Source organism: Geobacillus thermocatenulatus (genome assembly GCF_002217655.1).
GTDB lineage: Bacteria > Bacillota > Bacilli > Bacillales > Anoxybacillaceae > Geobacillus > Geobacillus thermocatenulatus.
In genome coordinates this window covers 718,529-738,801 of sequence record NZ_NEWK01000001.1, presented here as the reverse complement: position 1 = coordinate 738,801, position 20,273 = coordinate 718,529, and the positions used below count along the sequence as shown (strand labels likewise).

The 20,273-nt window shown below is 55.1% G+C and carries 16 protein-coding genes; 5 read left to right on the top strand and 11 right to left on the bottom strand.

Going from position 1 to position 20,273, the window contains the following annotated elements:
- Positions 1-52: 52 nt before the first annotated feature.
- From B9L19_RS03795 to B9L19_RS03775, 5 genes are all read right to left on the bottom strand, one after another.
- Entirely contained in the window at positions 53-1,534 is a 1,482-nt protein-coding gene (locus B9L19_RS03795; RefSeq protein WP_047752619.1) for an o-succinylbenzoate--CoA ligase, read from the bottom strand.
- A gap of 105 nt (positions 1,535-1,639) precedes the next feature.
- Entirely contained in the window at positions 1,640-2,458 is an 819-nt protein-coding gene (gene menB / locus B9L19_RS03790; RefSeq protein ID WP_025950192.1) for a 1,4-dihydroxy-2-naphthoyl-CoA synthase, read from the bottom strand.
- A complete protein-coding gene (gene menH / locus B9L19_RS03785) occupies positions 2,459-3,271 on the bottom strand; it encodes a 2-succinyl-6-hydroxy-2,4-cyclohexadiene-1-carboxylate synthase (protein WP_025950191.1) in 813 nt (270 codons plus the stop codon).
- The gene (menD, locus tag B9L19_RS03780) at positions 3,268-5,016 is read right to left on the bottom strand and encodes a 2-succinyl-5-enolpyruvyl-6-hydroxy-3-cyclohexene-1-carboxylic-acid synthase (protein WP_047752618.1); all 1,749 of its coding nucleotides are present in this window, start codon (positions 5,014-5,016) and stop codon (positions 3,268-3,270) included. Before menD ends, menH begins: the two co-directional genes overlap by 4 nt.
- Entirely contained in the window at positions 5,009-6,385 is a 1,377-nt protein-coding gene (locus B9L19_RS03775; RefSeq protein WP_025950189.1) for an isochorismate synthase, read from the bottom strand. The genes menD and B9L19_RS03775 overlap by 8 nt, the downstream gene beginning before the upstream one ends.
- A 167-nt stretch (positions 6,386-6,552) precedes the next feature.
- Here B9L19_RS03775 and B9L19_RS03770 point away from each other — a divergent pair, with 167 nt between their 5' ends.
- The 3 genes from B9L19_RS03770 (at position 6,553) to B9L19_RS03760 (ending at position 9,271) form a co-directional block, all read left to right on the top strand.
- Positions 6,553-7,482, top strand: coding sequence for a 1,4-dihydroxy-2-naphthoate polyprenyltransferase (locus tag B9L19_RS03770; protein WP_025950188.1), 930 nt, complete (start codon positions 6,553-6,555; stop codon positions 7,480-7,482).
- A gap of 85 nt (positions 7,483-7,567) precedes the next feature.
- Positions 7,568-8,377 carry a yteA family sporulation protein gene (locus tag B9L19_RS03765; RefSeq protein WP_047752617.1) on the top strand — a complete coding sequence of 270 codons (810 nt, stop codon included), beginning with the start codon at positions 7,568-7,570 and terminating at the stop codon, positions 8,375-8,377.
- A 99-nt stretch (positions 8,378-8,476) separates the two neighbouring features.
- Positions 8,477-9,271, top strand: coding sequence for a TIGR00266 family protein (locus B9L19_RS03760; protein ID WP_025950186.1), 795 nt, complete (start codon positions 8,477-8,479; stop codon positions 9,269-9,271).
- Between the two features lie 109 nt (positions 9,272-9,380).
- On the opposite strand, the gene B9L19_RS03755 is transcribed toward B9L19_RS03760, so the two are convergent.
- From B9L19_RS03755 to glgB, 5 genes are read right to left on the bottom strand one after another with little or no spacing between them, the layout of a single operon-like run.
- Positions 9,381-11,795: a glycogen/starch/alpha-glucan phosphorylase gene (locus tag B9L19_RS03755; protein ID WP_047752616.1), complete on the bottom strand. Its 2,415-nt coding sequence runs from the start codon at positions 11,793-11,795 to the stop codon at positions 9,381-9,383.
- The gene (glgA, locus tag B9L19_RS03750; protein WP_025950184.1) at positions 11,782-13,239 is read right to left on the bottom strand and encodes a glycogen synthase GlgA; all 1,458 of its coding nucleotides are present in this window, start codon (positions 13,237-13,239) and stop codon (positions 11,782-11,784) included. The genes B9L19_RS03755 and glgA overlap by 14 nt, the downstream gene beginning before the upstream one ends.
- Complete coding sequence (locus tag B9L19_RS03745) at positions 13,236-14,270, bottom strand: GlgC family sugar phosphate nucleotidyltransferase (protein WP_047752615.1); 1,035 nt, start codon at positions 14,268-14,270, stop codon at positions 13,236-13,238. Before B9L19_RS03745 ends, glgA begins: the two co-directional genes overlap by 4 nt.
- Complete coding sequence (locus tag B9L19_RS03740; protein WP_082131167.1) at positions 14,270-15,436, bottom strand: glucose-1-phosphate adenylyltransferase; 1,167 nt, start codon at positions 15,434-15,436, stop codon at positions 14,270-14,272. The genes B9L19_RS03745 and B9L19_RS03740 overlap by 1 nt, the downstream gene beginning before the upstream one ends.
- Positions 15,318-17,330 (bottom strand): 1,4-alpha-glucan branching enzyme, encoded by a 2,013-nt coding sequence (gene glgB / locus B9L19_RS03735; protein WP_047752632.1) that lies wholly within the window; start codon positions 17,328-17,330, stop codon positions 15,318-15,320. The genes B9L19_RS03740 and glgB overlap by 119 nt, the downstream gene beginning before the upstream one ends.
- A gap of 206 nt (positions 17,331-17,536) precedes the next feature.
- On the opposite strand from glgB, the gene B9L19_RS03730 reads away from it, so the two are divergent.
- Both B9L19_RS03730 and B9L19_RS03725 read left to right on the top strand, forming a co-directional pair.
- Positions 17,537-18,487: a cation diffusion facilitator family transporter gene (locus tag B9L19_RS03730; protein ID WP_047752614.1), complete on the top strand. Its 951-nt coding sequence runs from the start codon at positions 17,537-17,539 to the stop codon at positions 18,485-18,487.
- Between the two features lie 130 nt (positions 18,488-18,617).
- Complete coding sequence (locus tag B9L19_RS03725) at positions 18,618-19,244, top strand: LysE family translocator (protein WP_047752613.1); 627 nt, start codon at positions 18,618-18,620, stop codon at positions 19,242-19,244.
- Positions 19,245-19,918: 674 nt separating this feature from the next.
- Here B9L19_RS03725 and B9L19_RS03720 read toward each other — a convergent pair.
- A complete protein-coding gene (locus B9L19_RS03720) occupies positions 19,919-20,230 on the bottom strand; it encodes an antibiotic biosynthesis monooxygenase (RefSeq protein ID WP_047752611.1) in 312 nt (103 codons plus the stop codon).
- Positions 20,231-20,273: the final 43 nt, after the last annotated feature.

Here is a 20,273-nt window from a genome sequence, read left to right as displayed (position 1 = left end):
GAACCTCGGCCTAGGTGAGGTCCTGCCTTTTTCTACTCGCGAACATATATGTCTATTCATCTCTCACCGTTTGCTCCATTTTTGGAATAAGCTTTTTCAGTTCGCGGCGCAGCAGTTTTTGCGCGGCGTTGCGCGGCAGTTCGTCGACGAAGTAAATGCGGGCCGGCACTTTATATTTTGCCAGCCGCTCGCGGCAAAATGCGCGAAGGGCCGCCTCGTCTGGCGACGCTCCGCGTTTCAGGCGGACAAACGCATACGGCACTTGCCCCCACGTTTCATCCTCGACGCCCGTCACCCCGGCTTCTTCCACATCGGGATGCGACAGCAGCACCGCCTCCACCTCAGCGGGATAGACGTTTTCGCCGCCGGAAATGATCAAGTCAGAACGGCGGTCAAGGACGTACAAAAATCCGTCTTCATCCACATAGCCGATATCGCCGGTCAAAAACCAGCCGCCGCGGATCGCTTGTGCTGTCGCTTCCGGGCGATGCAAGTATCCTTTTGTCACATTCGGCCCTTTGACGACAATGTCTCCCGCTTCATGCGGCGCAGCCGGCTTTCCGTCTTTTAGGATGCAAAGCTCCGCTGGAAAAAGCGGCTTGCCGGCCGAACCGAGCTTCGTCAAACTGTATTCCGGCGCGAGCGTCGCGATTTGCGACGCCGTTTCCGTCATCCCGTACGTCTGATACACCGGAATGCCTTTTTCTTTGCACGCCTCAAGCAGCGGGCGCGGCGCCGGTCCGCCCCCTAGCAGCATACAGCGGAACGTATCGGGGTAGCGCGCTTCCCCGAGCTCGGCTACCATCCGCTGAAGCATGGCAGCCACGACCGACATGATCGTCACGTCGCCGCGCATGATCCATTCGTTCGCTTTCTTCGGGTCAAATGACGTTTGCAGCCGCATCGGCATGCCGTAAATAACGCTGCGCATGGCGATCGACAGGCCGCTGATATGAAACAGCGGCACGGCGGCCAGCCAGCAGTCGCGCTCATGCAAGCCTAAATTGAGCGCCGAACCGACGGCGCTCCACCAATGGTTGCCGTACGTTTGCAAGACGCCTTTCGGAGTGCCGGTCGTCCCGGACGTATACATGATCGTGGCCGTTTCCTCCAAATCGCACGTTTCTTTTAAGGAGACGTCCACTTCCGGAAGCGCGGCAACCGCGCCCACAGTCAGAACGCGTCCGTCGCCGTCAAAGCTCCCGGCCAGCTCCTCATCGGCGATGGCAAGCCGCGCGCCGCTGTCATCCAGTTGCCAGCTGAGCTCATAGGACGTGAGGCGCACGTTTTGCAGCAGGACGCGGGCGCCGAGAAAAAACAACGCATGGATGATCTCGATCATCTCGATGCGATTTTTCATCAGCAAGGCGACAATATCTCCTTCCTTGACGCCTGCTTGAGCGAGGCGACGCGCCCAGACGGCAGCCGCTTCATACAATTCGGCAAACGTTTTGGTCCGCCGCCCGTCGCTCACAGCGATTCGCTCCGGGGTTAAAAACGCCCGCTGCTTCAGCCAGTTTGGCATCGTTGTCATCTAGCGTTCCTCCTTTCTTGCCGCTCTCGCCCATCGGCCATCATTCCTCGCTTTGAAAAAGCGGCAAAAAGCAGCTTGATTCTTCATCAAGCTGCTTTATTCCCATCACGGAAACCGCGGGAACTGGCCGAAGTCCGGCTTCCGTTTTTCTTTGAACGCCCGCATTCCTTCCTTCGCCTCTTCGGTCGTGTAGAAAAGAAGCGTCGCGTCGCCCGCAAGCTGTTGAATGCCGGCCAAGCCGTCAGAGTCGGCGTTGAACGCCGCTTTTAAGAAGCGAATGGCCGTCGGGCTTTTCTCCAAAATTTCCTGCGCCCATTTGACCGTTTCTTCTTCAAGTTGCTCAAGCGGCACGACTTTGTTGACCAGCCCCATTTCGAGCGCTTCTTGCGCCGTGTACTGGCGGCATAAATACCAAATTTCCCGCGCCTTCTTATGGCCGACGATGCGGGCCAAATAGCCGGCGCCATAGCCGCCGTCAAAGCTGCCGACTTTTGGCCCCGTTTGGCCGAAAATGGCGTTGTCTGCGGCGATCGTCAAATCGCAGACGACATGAAGCACATGCCCGCCGCCGATGGCGTAGCCGGCAACCATCGCAATAACCGGCTTCGGAATGACGCGAATGAGCCGCTGCAAATCAAGCACATTGAGGCGCGGAATTTCATCCTCGCCGACATAGCCGCCATGGCCGCGCACTTTTTGGTCCCCGCCCGAGCAAAACGCCTTGCCGCCGGCGCCGGTCAAAATGATGACGCCGATATTCGAATCATCGCGCGCTTTTGTGAACGCATCGATCATCTCGTTCACCGTTTTCGGCCGAAACGCGTTATGTACTTCCGGACGGTTGATCGTAATTTTGGCGATGCCGTTGTACGTTTCGTAAATAATGTCCTCATAGTCGTACTGCTTCACCCATTCAAACGGCATTTACACTTCCCCCTTTGTTATGAATTCACTTACTATTTTAGCAAAAATGCCGGGCTGTTCCACGTGAATTGCATGTCCAGCATCCGGAACGCAGACAAGTTCGCTGTTGGGCAGCCGCTCGTGCATTTGGGCGGCGATGCGGCAAAACTTCTCATCGCGCTCCCCGCAAACAAGGAGCACGGGCATGTCAAGTTCCCCAAGCCGCTCCCAAAATGACGGCTGCACGCCGGTCCCCATCCCGCGCAAACTGTTGGCAAGCCCCGTTGCCGTATGGCGGAGCCGCTCGCGGCGAATCGCCGCCCGCACCGAATCCGGAAGCGCCTGCTGAGTGGCAAACAGCGTGATTTTTTCCCAATCATCGATAAAAGCACGGACGCCTTCCGTTTCGATCTTTCGCGCCAACGCCTCATCCGCTCCCCGCCGCATGCGCCGCTCCTCCTCTGTCTTCAAGCCGGGCGAACTGCTTTCCAGCACTAAGCGGCGAACGCGGTGCGGATGCCAAACGGCGAACGCCAACGCGAGCCGGCCGCCCATCGAGTATCCGAGCACGTTCACTTGTTCGACGCCCCATTCGTCAAGGAGCGCCGCCAAGTCAGCCGCCGCGTGTTCGATCCGATACCTTCGGGCGTCCTTTGGCGCCTCGGTCCGCCCATGGCCCAACAAGTCGACGGCCATCACACGGAAGTCCGGCCAAAACGGGGCGAGCGGCCGCCACGTGTCCGCGCTGCCCGTAAACCCGTGAAGCAACAGAAGCGGCTCTCCTTCTCCGTATTGTTCCACATGGTAACAAACCCCATTCACCATCATGGTCATGCCATTCCTCTTGATTCGAGATATTTCGCGATTTCCCGGGCAACCTCGTTCCACAACAATCGATGCATTCGGACATTTTCCGCGCGCGACGTGCGCACTTCAATGACATGAAGCCCGCCTGATGACAATGATTCCGATACATGGCGGCGGAACTCCACCCAATGGTGCGGCACCGTATGGCGGCCGCCGTACATCTCGACGGCGTGGACAAACGACAAATCCGTCGGCGTGCCAAATAGCGTTTCAAATTCCCCTTTATGGCGCGCCTGCGGCAAAAACGAGAAAATGCCGCCGCCGTTGTTGTTCAACAACACAATGGTAGCGGACAACGAATGCATTTTCGCCGCCAACAAGCCATTTAAATCGTGGTAAAACGACAAGTCGCCGATCACCAATACAAGCGGGTTCGCGGCAACGCTTGCGCCCAAAGCGCTCGAGACGACTCCGTCAATGCCGTTGGCGCCGCGGTTGGCCAAAACGCGAAGCGGCTTGTTCGTCGCAAAGAGAAACGTATCCGCATCGCGAATCGGCATGCTGTTGCCGACAAACAGCGCCGCCCCGGCTGGAAGCAAATCGGCAAGCTCCGTGAACACGTTCCCTTCAAACCATTCTTCTTTTGGCAGATGGCGCTCAAGCGCCGCGCGGGCGATCGCGTTCATCTCGCGCCATATCGCCGACCACGCGCTTTTGTTTTCTTTCGGTTTCGCCTGTTCAAGAAGCTGGCGGCAAAGAATCCATTCATCACTCTGAACGAAGCTGTCCGCGGACAACGTCGGATCGCGCCAGCCGCCGTCGTCGACAACAATTTGACGAATCGCGCGATGGCGCTTCAGCCATAAAAAGAGCGGCTTCGACACCGGCATGGCGCCGAACCGAAGCACCACATCTGGAACAAGCTTGGAAGCGGCGGTTTCTTCCCGCAATAAGGCATCATAGCTGTCGATGATATACGTTTTGTCATGCGTACCTGCGCGCAGTTGGGAAAGCGGATCGGCCAAAATCGGAAAATCAAGCGCCCGCGCCAACTCTGTGACCGCCTCGGCAAACCCAGGGCGATCGAGCGGCCCGCAGACGATCACCCCGCGTTCCGCCGCCGACAGCTGCTCATACAGCGCCGATACGCTCTCTTGCGGCAGCGCTGGGCGGCCGCGCCACACTTGCGGCGCTCTCGAAACGGACCGCACCCGCTCCCAAACCGCCTCATCGATATGCGGGACAAGCGGCTCGCGAAACGGCGCGTTCACATGCACAGGCCCACACGGTGCACCGGCGGCCGTTTGAACGGCTCTTGCCGCCATCGTCCGCGCGTATCGCAACATGTCATCCGCCTCTTCCGGCAGCGCCAAGTCCACAAACCACTTGGCGTATCGTCCGTATAAGTAGAGCTGGTCAATCGCCTGCGGCGCCCCGACATCGCGCAGTTCATGCGGCCGGTCGGCCGTCAGCACCACAAGCGGCACGCGCGAATAGTATGCCTCGACAACCGCGGGCCCATAGTTGGCCGCCGCCGTTCCGGACGTGCATACGAGCGCGACCGGACGCTGCTTCGCTTTCGCCAAGCCGAGGGCGAAAAACGCGGCCGACCGCTCATCGATATTCATATATAGTCGCAAGCTAGGGTGGGCCGCCATCGCGATCGCAAGCGGCGTCGAGCGCGAACCGGGGCTGATCACCGCCTCCGTCACCCCAGCCTCCGCCAATCCGTCCACCAATGCCGCTACATAAACAGACAAGGCATCAGCCATCGTTCATCACTCCCAACGCCGATAACATCGGGGCCATTTTGACGTTCGTCTCTTCATATTCACTGTCAGGATCGGAATCCGCCACAATGCCGCAACCGGCAAACAGCATAGCTTCCTTCCCGGCGAGCAAGGCGGAGCGAATGGCGACCGCCCATTCTCCATTGCCGTCGCCATCCACCCAGCCGATCGGCGCTGCATACCATCCGCGATCAAGCGGCTCAAGGGCGCGGATCACCTCCAGCGCCCGATCGCGCGGCGTTCCGCCGAGCGCGGGTGTCGGATGCATCATTTCCACTAAGCGGAGCACCGAGCGCTCGCGGCAGCCACGGCCGACAACCGGAGTGCATAAATGCTGGATGTGCGGCAGCTTGAGCAGCTGCGGCGCGGGCGGCATCTCGACCGTCTCGCAGACGGAAGAAAACAAGCGGCCGATCATTTGCACAACAAACTGATGTTCTTCGTTGTTTTTTCGATCCGCCTGCAGCCAAGCGCCAAGCCGCTCGTCTTCCTCCATAGCGGCCCCGCGGCGCACCGATCCGGCGAGGCAAACCGACCGGCACGTTTTCCCTTCTTTTTGGACAAGCTGCTCAGGGGAAGCCCCGATAAAACAGCGGCCGTCCTGTTCAAACGCAAAAATGTAAGCAAACGGCTGCTGCTCGCGAAGCCGCTGGAGTACGGCTGCGGCATCCACCGTTTTGGCAAACGCCAGGCGCCGAGCGCGGGCGAGCACTACCTTGTCCAATTCCCCCGCGCGAATCGAAGTGATCGCTTTATGAACAGCCGCCAACCATCGTTCTTTCTCTTCTTCTTCGTCTGACACAAGGCGCGGAAGTTGCTTTGGAGCGGCCATAGGGCCGCTGATCCGCTCAAGCAAGCGCCCGATCCGCTCCCAATCCCTTCCCTGTTGATGGGTCGGCATGGTGACGGTCAACGTCGTTTTGCCGTTTCTTACGGCAAGAAGCGCGGCCGGCGCCACGAGCTTCCCGGCCGGAAAGCCGCGCCAAATGTCGGTGCCCGGCCGATAGGGGTCAAACGAAAATCCGCCAAACAATAACGGCGGCGCATCGACCGCGCCGTATGGCTCCATCTCCTTCTCCCATCGGCGCCGGCCCGCTTCCACGTCATCAAACCGGCTGTCGGCCTTCTCCGTTTCGATCGCATAAACGGAGCCGAGGCCGACCAATATCGTGCCTCCGGTTCGATCCGCCCAAAAAAACCGTTCGCGGAAGCCGCATGACGGCCCTTGCATAAAAAAAGAAACCGGATCAACGCCCTCCCACGGTTCCGCCCAGCTGACAAACGGCCGCGCTGCATTCACCGCCAATCTATGCAATTGTTGCTGCAGGTGATGTCGAAATCCAATCGCCACGTTCCTCACGCTTTCTGTCGTAAAATTCCCCCTCCATCCCCACTTCCCATTATATATAATAGGAAATCATTTATCTATCGGGAAGGGTTGACATGCTTTCAACGTTTGCCTACACTTATTTTGGACATAAACGAATGACATTTTCACAGAATCTAAGGGGAATGAATATGCAATCATTCACACATATGGACCATCGCCCGCCGGCGCGACGCGACTGGCGCGTCTTTTGGCGGCTGACGCGCCCGCATACGTTGACGGCGGCGTTTGTGCCCGTATGCGTCGGCACGGTGCTGGCGATGGGCGAAACGTCTGTCAATTGGCTGCTGTTTGCCGCGATGATGATCGCCTCTTTGTTGATTCAAGCCGCGACGAACATGTTCAACGAATACTACGATTATCAACGCGGCCTCGATTCCGCGGAATCGGTCGGCATCGGCGGCGCCATCGTCCGCGACGGCCTCAAGCCGAAAACGGTGCTGGCGTTGGCGGTTGGCTGTCTTGGGTTGGCTATGCTCATCGGCGTCTACATTTGCGCCGAAAGCAGCTGGTGGCTCGCCGTTGTCGGAACGATTTGCATGGCGGCCGGTTATTTTTACACCGGAGGGCCGGTTCCGATCGCCTATACGCCGTTTGGCGAACTGGCGGCTGGGTTTTTTATGGGCTTTGTCATTATTTTGATTTCATTTTTCATCCAAACAGGCTATATCAGCGGCGGTGCCGTGCTCACCGCCATTCCGATCGCGATTTTGGTCGGCGCCATTTTGCTGGCGAACAATATTCGCGACTTGGACGGCGATCGTGAAAAAGGGCGAAAGACGCTCGCGATTTTGATCGGCCGCAACTGGGCCATCCGCCTGCTCGCTGCCATGTTCTCCGTTGCCTTTCTTTGGACGGCCGCCCTCGTTCTGTTTCACATCGTTCCGCCTTGGGCGCTGCTTGCGCTGTTGAGCATCCCGAAAGCGGTTGCGGCGACGCGCGGATTTATCGGCAAAATCAAGCCGATCGAGATGATGCCGGCGATGAAGGCGACGGCGCAAACGAATACGCAGTTCGGCTTTTTGCTCGCCGCTGGCTTGCTCATTGCCCATTGGCTGTAACACGGTCAACATGACCGTGTTTTTTTTTGATTTTCGCCCATACTACATCATATAGACGCTACTGCGAAGGAAGGGATTGCGACTGATGCTGACGAACGAACAGCTTGCCGCCCTCCGCTCGAGACTGCTCAACATGAAACGGGAGACGGAAGACCGGCTCAAGCAAAACGACCATTTCGGCACGATCCGCAGCCACGCCCACGATGCGGTCGGTGAGCTGGCGAGCTACGACAACCATCCGGCCGATGAGGCGACAGAGCTGTATGAGCGGGAAAAAGATCTCGCCCTAAAGGAGCATGCCGAGCGCGAACTTCGCGAGATTGAACGGGCGCTTGGCGCCATCGTCGACGGCACATACGGAACGTGCTGCGTATGCGGTCGTCCGATCCCATACGAACGGCTCGAAGCGTTGCCAACAGCACTCTACTGCCGTGAGCACAGCCCGGATCAAACGGTGTCGCAAAAGCGGCCGCTTGAAGAGGGCGTGCTGATGCCGCCGTTTGGCAAATTCGATTTCGATGACCGCGCGGAATCGGTCGCTTACGACGCGGAAGATGCATGGCAGGAAGTAGCCCGCTACGGCACGTCCGACACCCCTTCGGACCTTGGCAAAAACGTCGATTCCTACAGCGAAGTGTATGCCGAGTCGGAAGAGAACGTCGGCTATGTCGAAGACTTGGAAAATTTCGCGGCCGTCGATTTGCATGGCCAACGCGTACGTGTGTACCCGACACGGGAGCATGAGCTGCTGGAAAACATATTGGATGACGAAGGCATCATGTCGAACATCGGCGATTTGCCGGCGTATGAAAAAGACCCGTATACATCGAAAGACAGCTACCGCCGGTACGATGAAAGACCGTCCCAGCAGCATTTTGGGGAAACGACTCCATGAAAAAGGCCATCGGCAAGATGGTCTTTTTTGTGAAACAGGCCAATGCCGTTTTCCGTAGTACAGAGCAGAACGTTATATGATCCTAATGGAGGCGAAATGATGAACGCACATGAGATCGATTACCGGCTGTACGGCGATGACATGCAGTTTGTCGAAATCGAGCTCGACCCATACGAAAGCGTGGTCGCGGAAGCGGGCGGGATGATGATGATGGATGACGGCATCGTCATGGAAACCGTATTTGGCGACGGCTCCTCGTCCGGAAAAGGGCTGCTTGGCCGCCTTGTCGGCGCGGGGAAGCGGCTGCTCACCGGCGAAAGCTTGTTCATGACCGTGTTTACCAACCAAGGAAGCGGCAAGCGCCGCGTCGCCTTCGCCGCTCCGTATCCGGGAAAAATCATCCCGGTCGATTTGAGCGAACTTGGCGGGAAGCTCATCTGCCAAAAAGACTCCTTTTTGTGTGCGGCAAAAGGCGTCTCCGTCGGCATTGAGTTTCAGCGCAAGCTAGGCGCTGGCTTTTTCGGCGGCGAAGGGTTTATTATGCAAAAGTTGGAAGGTGACGGGCTTGCCTTTTTGCACGCCGGCGGAACGATCCACTGCCGCGACTTGCAGCCCGGGGAAACACTTCGCATTGACACCGGCTGCCTTGTCGCCATGACGAAAGACGTCAACTACGATATTGAATATGTCGGCAACATCAAAACCGCCTTCTTCGGCGGCGAAGGATTGTTTTTGGCCACCGTCACCGGTCCGGGAGCAGTGTGGGTGCAGTCGCTTCCGTTCAGCCGGCTCGCTGACCGCGTCCTCGCTGCAGCCCCGAGCGCCGGCGGACGGTCGGTCGGCGAAGGCAGCATCCTCGGCGGCATCGGCGACTGGCTCGACGGCGACGACTAAGCGAGAAAGGGCGCTCCGGCCAAACGGAACGCCCTTTTGCTTTTATTCCCTCGAAATTCCCTAAAAAGGACGATGATTGAATGAAAAATCAGCCCCAAAACGTCCTTTCCTAAGTTGAGAAACGTTCCCCCGACGGCAAAAGACCCCAAATGTCGGCGGCGTATTCCGCTACGGTCCGATCGCTGGCGAAACGGCCGGAATGGGCGATGTTGACGGCGCTCATCCGCCACCAGCGCGCCGGATCGCGGTAAGCGGCCTCAACCCGCTCGTGCGCCTCGGCGTAGGCGGCAAAGTCGCGCAGCACAAAATATTCGTCGTTTTGCGCCAAGAGCGAGTCGTAAATCGGCTCAAAGTAGTCGCCGACATCAGGGAAAAAGCCGTTGATGAGCTGGTCGACAACTTGCTTGATCCGTTTGTCATGATGGTAATACTCATGCGCCCGATAGCCTCCGTGTTCGTAGTAGCGGAGCACTTCATCGGCCGTCAGCCCGAACAAAAACATGTTTTCCTCCCCGACAGCTTCCGCGATTTCGACGTTGGCTCCATCCAGCGTGCCAAGCGTAACAGCGCCGTTCATCATAAACTTCATGTTGCCCGTCCCGGACGCTTCTTTGCTAGCTGTTGAGATTTGCTCGCTCACATCGGCGGCCGGAATGATTTCTTCCGCGAGCGATACGCGGTAATTTTCCAAAAAAATGACCTTCAGTTGCTCGTTCGTCCGTTTATCGTTGTTCACCTGATCCGCCACCGAATGGATGAGCTTAATGATCCGCTTGGCGTAGTAATAGCCTGGCGACGCTTTCGCTCCGAAAATGAACGTGCGGGGATAAATCGAGAAGTGTGAATCCTCTTTCAGTCGATTGTATAAATGCATAATGTGCAAAACGTTCAACAACTGCCGTTTATAAGCGTGCAGCCGTTTCACTTGCACGTCAAAAATGGACGATTCGTCAACAAGAATCCCGGTTTTTTCGTAAATGCGGACGGCAAGCCTCGCCTTCCGCTGCTGTTTGACCGCAGCCAACGCCTGCTGAAACGCCGGATCGGAAGCATAAGACTTCAGCTCAATCAATGCTTCCGGCTCGCGGATCCAGCGCGGCCCAATCGTTTCCGTAATCAACGTCGACAGCTCAGGGTTGGCTTTCAACAGCCAGCGCCGGTGCGTCACGCCGTTCGTTTTATTGTTGAACTTGTGCGGCGCCCATTCGTAGAACAAGCGCATTTCCCGCTGTTTCAATATGTCCGTATGCAGTTTCGCCACGCCGTTGACGCTATGGCTTGCCACGACGGCCAAGTGCGCCATTTTCACCATCCCGTGGGCGACGATGGCCATTTGTTCAATCCGCCCCCAATCGCCGGGATAACGTTCCCACAGCTCGCGGCAAAACCGTTCGTTGATTTCCTCGACGATCATATAAATGCGCGGCAACAGCGGCTGAAAGAGGCGGATCGGCCATTTCTCCAACGCTTCCGCCAGCGTCGTATGATTCGTGTACGCGATCGTATGGGTTGTAATGTGCCAAGCCTCTTCCCAGCTCATCCCTTCCTCATCGAGCAAAATGCGCATCAACTCCGGAATCGCGAGCGCCGGGTGCGTGTCGTTGATATGAATGGCGACATATTCATGGAGGCGGCGCAAGCTCCCGTGCTGGCGGCGATGGGCGCGAGTGATGCTGCCGAGGCTGGCGGCGGCGAGAAAATACTGCTGCTTTAACCGGAGCAGTTTGCCTTCATCGTGCGTATCGTCCGGGTACAAAAACTCCGAAATGGCTTCCGTCTCCCGCTTGTATTGCATCACATCTTTATAAAGCGGGAACGTTTTCGCCGGCTCGGCGCTCCAAAGCCTGAGCGTGTTGACCGTGTTCGTCCCGAAGCCGATGACCGGCATATCGTACGGCACGGCCATCACGTTTTCGCTGTCGACATGGCGGAACACAAGGCGGCCGTTTTGTTCCGACACCTCGACCCTTCCCCAGAAGCGAACTTCGACCGCCAGCTCTTCTTTCCGTATTTCCCAAACGTTCCCGTTTCGCAGCCATTGCTCCGGCAGCTCGACTTGATAGCCGTCAACGATTTTTTGGTCAAACAGCCCGTGTTTATAGCGAATGCCTTGTCCGTGGCCCGGCAAATTGAGCGTCGCAAGTGAATCAAGAAAACAGGCGGCGAGCCGCCCCAATCCACCGTTGCCAAGCCCGGCGTCCGCTTCGCATTCCTCGACGTCTTCAAGCCGGATGCCGAGTTCGCGAAGCCCCTCTTCCACCATCGGGCGGACGCCGAGGTTTAACAAGTTGCTTCCGAGCAAACGGCCGAGCAAAAACTCGATCGACAAATAGTACACTTGCTTCCGCCGCTCCGCCCGGCAACGCTCGTTCGTCGCGATCCAATGGCGGCTGATATGTTCGCGCACCATATGGCCAAGGACATGATAATGATCGCGCACCGTCGACTCCGCAAACGGTTTGCCGCACAACGCCTCGACCCGCGTCACAAACGCCCGTTGAAACGTTTCTTTATCCGCGAACAAGCGCGTCTTCCCCCTTTTTGTTCAGCTGTTCGTACGCTTTTCGATATTCCCTCGCCGACCGGCGCCAGCTGTAATCGCCGCGCATCGCCCGCTCCATGAGCCGCTCCCAGACAGATGGCTGGCGGTAGAACGACAGCGCCCGGCGGATCGTGTACAACATGTCGTGGGCGTTAAAGTTCGTAAAACTGAATCCGTTCCCTTCTCCTGTGAATTCATTGTACGCTTGCACCGTATCGTTCAGCCCGCCCGTTTCCCGAACGATCGGAATCGTCCCGTACCGAAGCGCGATCATTTGGCTCAGCCCGCACGGTTCAAACAATGACGGCATTAAAAACAAGTCCGCGCCCGCATAAATTTGATGGGCGAGCGGTTCGTGAAAGCCGATGTACACCCCGACTTTGTCCGGATAGGCCGCCGCCATTTGCGAGAAAAATTGTTCAAAGCGCCAATCCCCGGTGCCGAGCACGACGAGCTGCATGTCTTCCTGCATGAGGTCATGAAAGACGCACGTCACCAAATCGAGCCCTTTTTGCGCCGTCATTCGCGTCACCATCGCGACAACGGGCGCATCGTCCCGCTCTGGCAGACCAAACCGCCGCTGCAAAGCGCGCTTGTTGAGTTTTTTTCTTTCCCGCGTATGTACGCTATAGGTCGCCGCCAAAAACGGATCGGTTTCCGGATTGTAAAACTCGTCGTCAATGCCGTTTACAATGCCGAGCAAATCATTCCGCCGCGCCCGCAGCAAACCGTCCAACCGCTCGCCGTAATAGGCGGTTTGAATCTCTTCTTTGTAAGTCGGGCTCACCGTCGTGATCAAATCGGAGGCGACAAGCGCCCCTTTCATAAAGCTGACGCTTCCGTAAAACTCGAGATGGTCGACGGTGAAATACCGTCCGTCCAAATTCAACAAATCCTCTAAAATCCCGCGCGGAAACAGCCCTTGAAACTGCAAGTTGTGAATCGTAAAGATCGTGCGGATATCCGCATAAAACGGATCATGGCGGTATTGCTCGCGCAAGAAAAACGGAATCATGCCGGTATGCCAGTCATGGCAATGAATGATGTCGGGCTGAAACGAAATCGCCGGAAGCGCGTCCAGCACCGCCCGGCAAAAATAAGCGAACCGCTCGCCGTCGTCATCATGGCCGTACAGCTGCGGCCGTTTGAAATAGTATTCGTTGTCAATCAAGTAATAGACGACCCCGTCATGCTCGAGCTTCTCAACGCCGCAATACTGGCGGCGCCACCCGACCGGCACGACGAACTCCGCCACTTTGTCCATTCGTTCTTTCCACTTTGAAGTGATTGTTTCATACTTGGGCAACATGACGCGGACATCGACGCCAAGCCGGCGCAGCTCTTTCGGCAGCGCGCCGGCGACGTCGGCCAATCCCCCTGATTTGGCAAACGGGGCGCATTCTGATACGGCAAACAGCACGTTCATCGGCTGGCGACCTCCCCTTGCACCGTTCCTTTGCGAACGACAAACGGCCGTTCCGCCGTCCCTTGCAAAACGACCCCCGGTTCGATTTTCGCATCTTTGTCGACGATGAAGCCATCAAGCACGCACCCGTCGCCGATTTGGCATTTTTGCATCACGATGCTGTTCTTCACAACGGCTCCTTTGCCGACTTTCACAGAACGAAACAAGACGCTGTTTTCCACCGTTCCTTCAATGACGCAGCCGTTGGCGATCATCGAGCGCTTCACATTCCCGTCCCGCCCGTATTTCGTCGGCGGCTCGTCTTTCACTTTCGTATAAATCGGCCGCGATGGAAGAAAAAGCTGCTCCCAAGCGCTTCGGTCAAGCAGCTCCATGCTTGCTTGAAAATAGCGGGCGAGCGAATCGATGACGGCCGCATACCCGCTGTATTCATAGTCGCAAATGGCGAGCGAATGGCAGTCATCGCAGACGACATCGACGATGCTCCGATAGCCGTGGTCTTTGTAGCCGGCGATCAAATCAAGCAGAAGAGACGTCTCCAACACGTACATCTCCAGCGGCTCGCCGCGATGGCAAATTCGCGTCACATCGCAGCCGCGTTCGATATGGCGGTCGAGGACGGCGTCAAAGTCGATGTTGCACACCGTGTAGCTATTGACGATGACCGCATACTTTTGCCGGCTCCGCAAAAAATAGTCGATATGCTGCTCAAAATGGGCGAACGCCCCGACCCGGCGCTCACCGGAAAATAACAAGTCCGGCGATGGGAAGAAAAACAATCCGTCCCGCTTTCGGTTTAAATCCCAATTCTTCCCTGATCCTAAATGGTCCATCAGCGACCGATATTGGTATTTCGGAAAAATCGCGACGCTTTCAATGCCGGAGTTGACCATGCTTGAAAGCACGAAATCAATGAGCCGATACCGCCCGGCAAACGGCACTGCTGCGATGGAACGCCTCTCGACAAGCGGCGCCATTGCCTCCATATACGTGGTGGCGTCGATGACGCCCAACATCACGTTGTTGTTCATTATGCTCCATCCTTCCTTGCGGTGTCCTTATTCCGTTGCTTGATCCACTCACTCGTTACGAGCACGACGTCATCATCAGCATCGCCCGGGCTCACAGTCGAATGCGGCGGGATGACACAATCCGGCGTAACGATCGCCCGCTCGACATACGCTCCTTCGCCAATGGCCGCCCCCGGCATAATAACCGCTTCTTTCACGACTGCCCCTTTGCCGATGCGGACGCCCTGAAACAGCACCGAGCGCCTCACCGTTCCTTCCACGACGCATCCTTCATTGACAAGCGAATCGCTCACTTCCGCTTCAAGAGCGATGTATTGCGGCGGCTGGTTCGGGTTGACCGAATAAATGCGCCACGAGCGGTCAAACAAGTCAAGTTCATTGTGTTCATCGAGCAAATCCATGTTGGCTTCCCACAAGCTTTTGACGGTGCCGACATCTTTCCAATAGCCTTTGAACGGATAGGCCACGAGCCGCTTGTTCTCCCGAAGCAGCCGCGGAATCACATCTTTGCCAAAGTCGTGCGACGAATGCGGGTCGGCGTTGTCGATTTGCAAATACTCCCTCAATAACGGCCAATTGAAAATGTAAATGCCCATCGATGCCAAATTGCTTTTCGGATTGGCCGGCTTTTCGGCAAATTCGACAATTTCCATGTTTTCATTCGTGTTCATAATGCCGAATCGGCTCGCCTCTTCCCACGGCACTTCAATGACGGAAATCGTGGCATCCGCCTGTTTGGCGATATGGTAGTCGAGCATCTGCTGGTAATCCATCTTGTAAATATGATCGCCAGACAGCACGAGAACGTAATCCGGGTCGTATTGTTCAATATAATTCATATTTTGATAAATGGCGTTCGCTGTGCCTTCGTACCATTTGACGCCGGAAGAGGCGGAATAAGGGGGAAGGACGGTGACGCCCCCGTTTCTTCGATCCAAATCCCATGCGCTTCCGATGCCGATGTACGAGTGCAAAAGAAGCGGCTGATATTGGGTCAGCACCCCGACTGTGTCAATGCCGGAGTTCGTGCAATTGCTCAACGTAAAATCAATGATCCGGTACTTCCCCCCAAACGGCACGGCCGGTTTCGCGATGTTTTTCGTCAGCGAGCGAAGCCGGCTTCCTTGGCCGCCGGCCAATAACATGGCGATGCACGTCTTCTTCATTCTGCTTTCTCTCCCCTCGTTTTTGCACTGGCCGCAAAATGGAAATGCCAAACGGCGGAATCGTCATGCGCACATGGCACGGTTTTCCATGAAACGGCTCATGGAAAGCGGAAAGCCGCTTCGAATTGACATGCCCTGATCCGCCAAACTCCGCTGCATCGCTGTTCAGCACTTCGCGGTACGGCGCCAAAAGCGGCACGCCGACTTTGTAATCGTCATACGCCTGATTTGTGAAATTGCAAACAATTACCAATAGATCGCCGTCTTTTTTCCCGCGGCGGACGAACGAGAAAATGCTTTGTTCGGCATTATGAACGTCAATCCATTCAAACCCCCTCGGATCATGATCAAGCTCGTAAAACGGCTTATACCGTTTATAGCAGGCGATCAGTTGCTTCACATATTCGTCCATTTTCCGGTGCAAGTCAAAATCGAACAGCACCCAGTCGAGCTCTCCCTCAAACTTCCATTCATCAAACTGGGCAAACTCACTGCCCATAAACAGCAGCTTTTTCCCAGGGTGGGCCATCATGTAGCCATACAATAGGCGCAGCTGGGCGAACTTCTCTTCGTACGACCCAGGCATTTTATTGAGCAGCGATTTTTTGCCATGCACAACTTCATCATGGGAAAATGGCAAAATGAAATTTTCCGAATACGCATAAAGGAGGGAAAAACTGACTTGGTTATGGGCGTATTTCCGCTCATGCGGCGGCGTTTCCATATACTTCAGCATGTCGTTCATCCAGCCCATGTTCCACTTGTAGTTAAACCCAAGGCCGCCATCGTACGTCGGCGCGGTCACCCGAGGCCAGTCGGTCGAATCTTCCGCAATCATCAAGACATTCGGGTCATAGGCAAACACCGCCTCATTCAACTGGCGCAAAAACTCGACCGCATACGGATTTTCGTACAGCCTATCATTGTTCGGCCAATAAAGCATATTGGCGACCGCATCGACGCGAAACCCGTCCACATGGTAATACTCCAGCCAAAACAACGCATTGGAGATCAGAAAACTGCGCACTTCCGGCTTGCCCAAGTCAAAATTCGCCGTCCCCCAGACGTAATTTTCTCGGTCTTTTTCATTCGCGTATTCATACGTCGGCGCGCCGTCAAACATGTACAGCCCGTGGGCGTCCTTGCAAAAATGCCCCGGCACCCAGTCGATGATGACGCCAAGCCTCGCTTGATGGCAGCGGTCGACGAAATACATGAAATCGTGCGGTGTGCCATAGCGGCTTGTCACCGAATAATAGCCAGTCCCTTGATATCCCCACGAACGATCGAGCGGATGCTCGACAAGCGGAAGCAGCTCAATGTGCGTAAATCCGCGCTCCAGCACGTACGGAATGAGTTCGTCCGCCATCTCACGGTATGTATAAAAGCGGCCGTCCGGTTTCTTTTTCCACGAACCGAAATGAAGTTCATAAATGACCATCGGTTGGTCATAAATCCGCTTTCGCCGTTTCTTCCGCTGCCAAGATGAATCATTCCACTCGTATCCTTTCAAATCGTAGACAATCGAGGCGGTATGAGGGCGCAATTCGGAGCAAAAGGCGTACGGGTCCGCTTTCAACAGAACACGGCCATCCGGTGTGATGATCTCATATTTATAGAGATGCCCTTCCAAGTTTTCTGGAACAACGATCGTCCATACCCCTTCGTCGTTCACCTTCGTCAGGGGGGAATTCGCCCCATTCCAATCGTTGAAACTACCGACAAGACGGACTTCCCGCGCATGGGGCGCCCACACGCAAAAGCGAGTACCGATCGCTCCGCCGTCGCGGATGACATGAGCGCCGAACAGCTCATAACTTTGATACAAACGGCCTTCATGAAACAAATACACTTCTAAATCTGTCGGATTCGCCGCAATCAAGCTGGATCGCATCCTTTCCGAAGCAAAATGATGGCCATACACAACATTGATTCCTATTCGCCAACAGAAGGCTTCATTCCTTGAATGCTTCGTCTATATTTTTAGACAAATTCCAACAACCGCTGTTTCTGGCTGTCGAAATTTCATTTGCACACAGGTGGATTTTTATATTATAATATATACAAGTTGATAATTATTATAAATAATGGAGGTGCATTATGGCTCCAACACTGTACGATTTTCACCATCTCCCGCACGTCAAAACACAACATGAATCGAAAAAAGCGCTCTGGGTGACGCTTTTGTTGACCATGTTTTTCACCGCCGTCGAAATCATTGGCGGACTGATTTCCAACTCACTCGCCCTCTTGTCCGATTCGGCCCATATGGCATCCGATGTATTGGCGCTTGGCTTAAGCATGGTCGCCCTCTACATGGCGACGCGCCCGCCGAACCGTCGGTTTACGTTCGGCTTTTTGCGGTTTGAAATCATCACATCGTTTTTGAACGGGCTGACGTTGGCCGTCATTGCGCTGTGGATTTTATGGGAAGGCATTCAGCGTTTTCTCCATCCTGAACCGATCAACTTTCGCCTCATGCTCGGGATCGCAGCGATCGGCCTCGTCGTCAACCTCATCTTGACCATCGTCTTAAGCCGGAGCACGAAAGAGGAAGACAATTTGAACGTTCAGAGCGCCCTTTGGCATTTCATCGGCGACTTGATTAGCTCGATCGGCGTCATCGTTTCCGCGCTGCTCATTTACTTCACCGGCTGGACGATGTTCGACCCGATCATCAGCTTCGTGATCGCCGCCATCATTTTCACAGGCGGGGCGAAAATTATGCGCGAATCGTATCTCATCTTAATGGAAGCCGTGCCCGATGGGTTCGACCTCGAACAAATCCGCGCCGACATTCGAAAGATCGAAGGGGTCGAAGACGTGCACGACATGCACTTATGGGCCATCTCGACCGACCATTACTCGCTGTCGGCTCATGTGTTTGTCAACGAACGCATCCAGCCGCTGTGCGTCATCTTGGCGGTGAATGAAATGTTGAAGGAAAAATACGGCATCGAGCACGCCACCATCCAAGTGGAGCACGCCATGCTCCATGACCATGGCCACTATGGCCGGGCGTTTTTGGAGAAAACAGCTTCCCATGAATAGGAAATGCCGCCTCTGCTTTGAATGGCATGGGCGGCTTTTTCGTTTGTCCATTTTCCCTTTCAAACAAAAAGGAATCCATACGATCCGCGGCGAACATATAGAGTCATCATGCCGAAGGAAGGGATGCCTCATGGAAATCGAAACGATCTTCTCATTTTTAGGGGTCGCCGTTTTGCTTACGTTAGCGCCGGGGCCAGACATTTTGTTCGTCATCGCCCAAAGCCTGTCCCAAGGCAAACAGGCGGGCATCGCCACCGCGCTCGGGCTGTGCACCGGCCTGCTTGTCCACATCAGCGCCGCTGTGCTCGGCGTCTCGGCCGTCATTTACCAATCCGCCTTGGCGTTTGCCATCGTCAAGTACGCCGGCGCCGCGTATTTGCTGTACTTGGCATGGCAGACGTTCCGCGAACAAGACAGCAGTCTCGCCTTTGGGCAGCAGAAGCCAATGGCATATGCCTCGCTATACAAAAAAGGCATTGTCATGAACGTGCTCAACCCGAAAGTGTCGCTCTTCTTTTTGGCGCTCTTACCGCAGTTCGTTGATCCGTCAGTGGGCCGCGTGCCGCAACAGATGTTGCTTCTTGGCGCTGTCTTCCTCATTCAGGCGCTCGTTGTTTTCACCTTGGTGAGCATCGGCGCCGAAAAACTGCGGCATCTGTTGCTGTCAAACGAACGAATCGCCAAACGGATCAATCGGCTAAAAGGCGCCCTGTTCGCCCTAATCGGCATTCAAATCGCCTTCAGCGAGCGGGCATAGGCTAAACAAAGAAAAGGGGGTGTCCCCATAGCCATCAAGTGAAGCCTTGGAGCGAGTAGCTCCAAGGCTTCACTCTTCATCTTTGGAGGCTGTGACCGTGAGAATATATAAAGATAGGCATGCCAAATACACCTTCCCTATAGAAGGTTTTTTTCATGGTATGAGGCGGGAATTTCTTACGACACCGGCATGATGACCAAACTCTCGATAATGTCTAAAGCGCTCTTTTTTGTATAACGCCTTGATTTTTTTCCGTGTTGAGCGATATTGATGATCTCGGGCCATATGTTCAAGTTCTTCGCACGATAACACGCTTCTTAATCCGTCTAAAAAACAATGCCATTCTTCTTGGAGAGATAAGGACGTCTTCAAAAAAACCACCCTTTCTAAGACATTATGAGGTCTTCAAAAGGATGGTCAAATTAGGCATATATTTATTCCTGTTTTCTTAACTTGATGGCTATGGGGGGTGTCCCAAAAGGATCGGGACACCCTTTTCACTTATATATAGGCACTAACCGCTTCTTTCGCACTATATTTTTGTGTGTATATTGAAGACAAACTGCCTTTTGGGCCAGCCCCTTCTTCTCTAATCATTATGCGCATTCGTTTTCCGCCATACGCCTTAGCTTGCCTTCAACCTGAGCTCCTTTTCCATCTCCAGCGGTGAACGATCATTGCTCGAATGACAAAGCTACCTCATATGAATACATTTGATTGCCCAATACATATTCCAAACGTTCTCGCCCGCGTTGATCATGAGCTTTTCGGAATGCTTCGCTCTTTGTCCATCCGAGGAACGCTTCTTTTGATTCCCAAGTGGTGCATACGCGTACTTCATCGTGATCCTCAGGCTGCTCATTCACTAAAATTTCCAATCGGATAAAGCCAGGAGATTTCTCAATTCCTTTCCGCTCACGAAAACGTTCCACCAACTGCGAAGCATATCCTTTTTTTACACGAATCGCATTCGTCACCGCATACATTCCGCTTCCATCCTTTCCCCCATTAAAATCACTCGATGGTTCT

Excerpts from the sequence above, each read along its gene's own strand:
- B9L19_RS03770 (WP_025950188.1), top strand. The coding sequence starts at position 6,553 with ATGCAATCATTCACACATATGGACCATCGCCCGCCGGCGCGACGCGAC.
- B9L19_RS03745 (WP_047752615.1), bottom strand. The coding sequence starts at position 14,270 with ATGAACAACAACGTGATGTTGGGCGTCATCGACGCCACCACGTATATG.
- B9L19_RS03730 (WP_047752614.1), top strand. The coding sequence starts at position 17,537 with ATGGCTCCAACACTGTACGATTTTCACCATCTCCCGCACGTCAAAACA.
- menH (WP_025950191.1), bottom strand. The coding sequence starts at position 3,271 with ATGACCATGATGGTGAATGGGGTTTGTTACCATGTGGAACAATACGGA.
- B9L19_RS03725 (WP_047752613.1), top strand. The coding sequence starts at position 18,618 with ATGGAAATCGAAACGATCTTCTCATTTTTAGGGGTCGCCGTTTTGCTT.
- menD (WP_047752618.1), bottom strand. The coding sequence starts at position 5,016 with ATGGCTGATGCCTTGTCTGTTTATGTAGCGGCATTGGTGGACGGATTG.
- B9L19_RS03765 (WP_047752617.1), top strand. The coding sequence starts at position 7,568 with ATGCTGACGAACGAACAGCTTGCCGCCCTCCGCTCGAGACTGCTCAAC.
- glgB (WP_047752632.1), bottom strand. The coding sequence starts at position 17,330 with ATGCGATCCAGCTTGATTGCGGCGAATCCGACAGATTTAGAAGTGTAT.
- glgA (WP_025950184.1), bottom strand. The coding sequence starts at position 13,239 with ATGAACGTGCTGTTTGCCGTATCAGAATGCGCCCCGTTTGCCAAATCA.
- B9L19_RS03760 (WP_025950186.1), top strand. The coding sequence starts at position 8,477 with ATGAACGCACATGAGATCGATTACCGGCTGTACGGCGATGACATGCAG.
- B9L19_RS03795 (WP_047752619.1), bottom strand. The coding sequence starts at position 1,534 with ATGACAACGATGCCAAACTGGCTGAAGCAGCGGGCGTTTTTAACCCCG.
- menB (WP_025950192.1), bottom strand. The coding sequence starts at position 2,458 with ATGCCGTTTGAATGGGTGAAGCAGTACGACTATGAGGACATTATTTAC.
- B9L19_RS03720 (WP_047752611.1), bottom strand. The coding sequence starts at position 20,230 with ATGTATGCGGTGACGAATGCGATTCGTGTAAAAAAAGGATATGCTTCG.
- B9L19_RS03740 (WP_082131167.1), bottom strand. The coding sequence starts at position 15,436 with ATGAAGAAGACGTGCATCGCCATGTTATTGGCCGGCGGCCAAGGAAGC.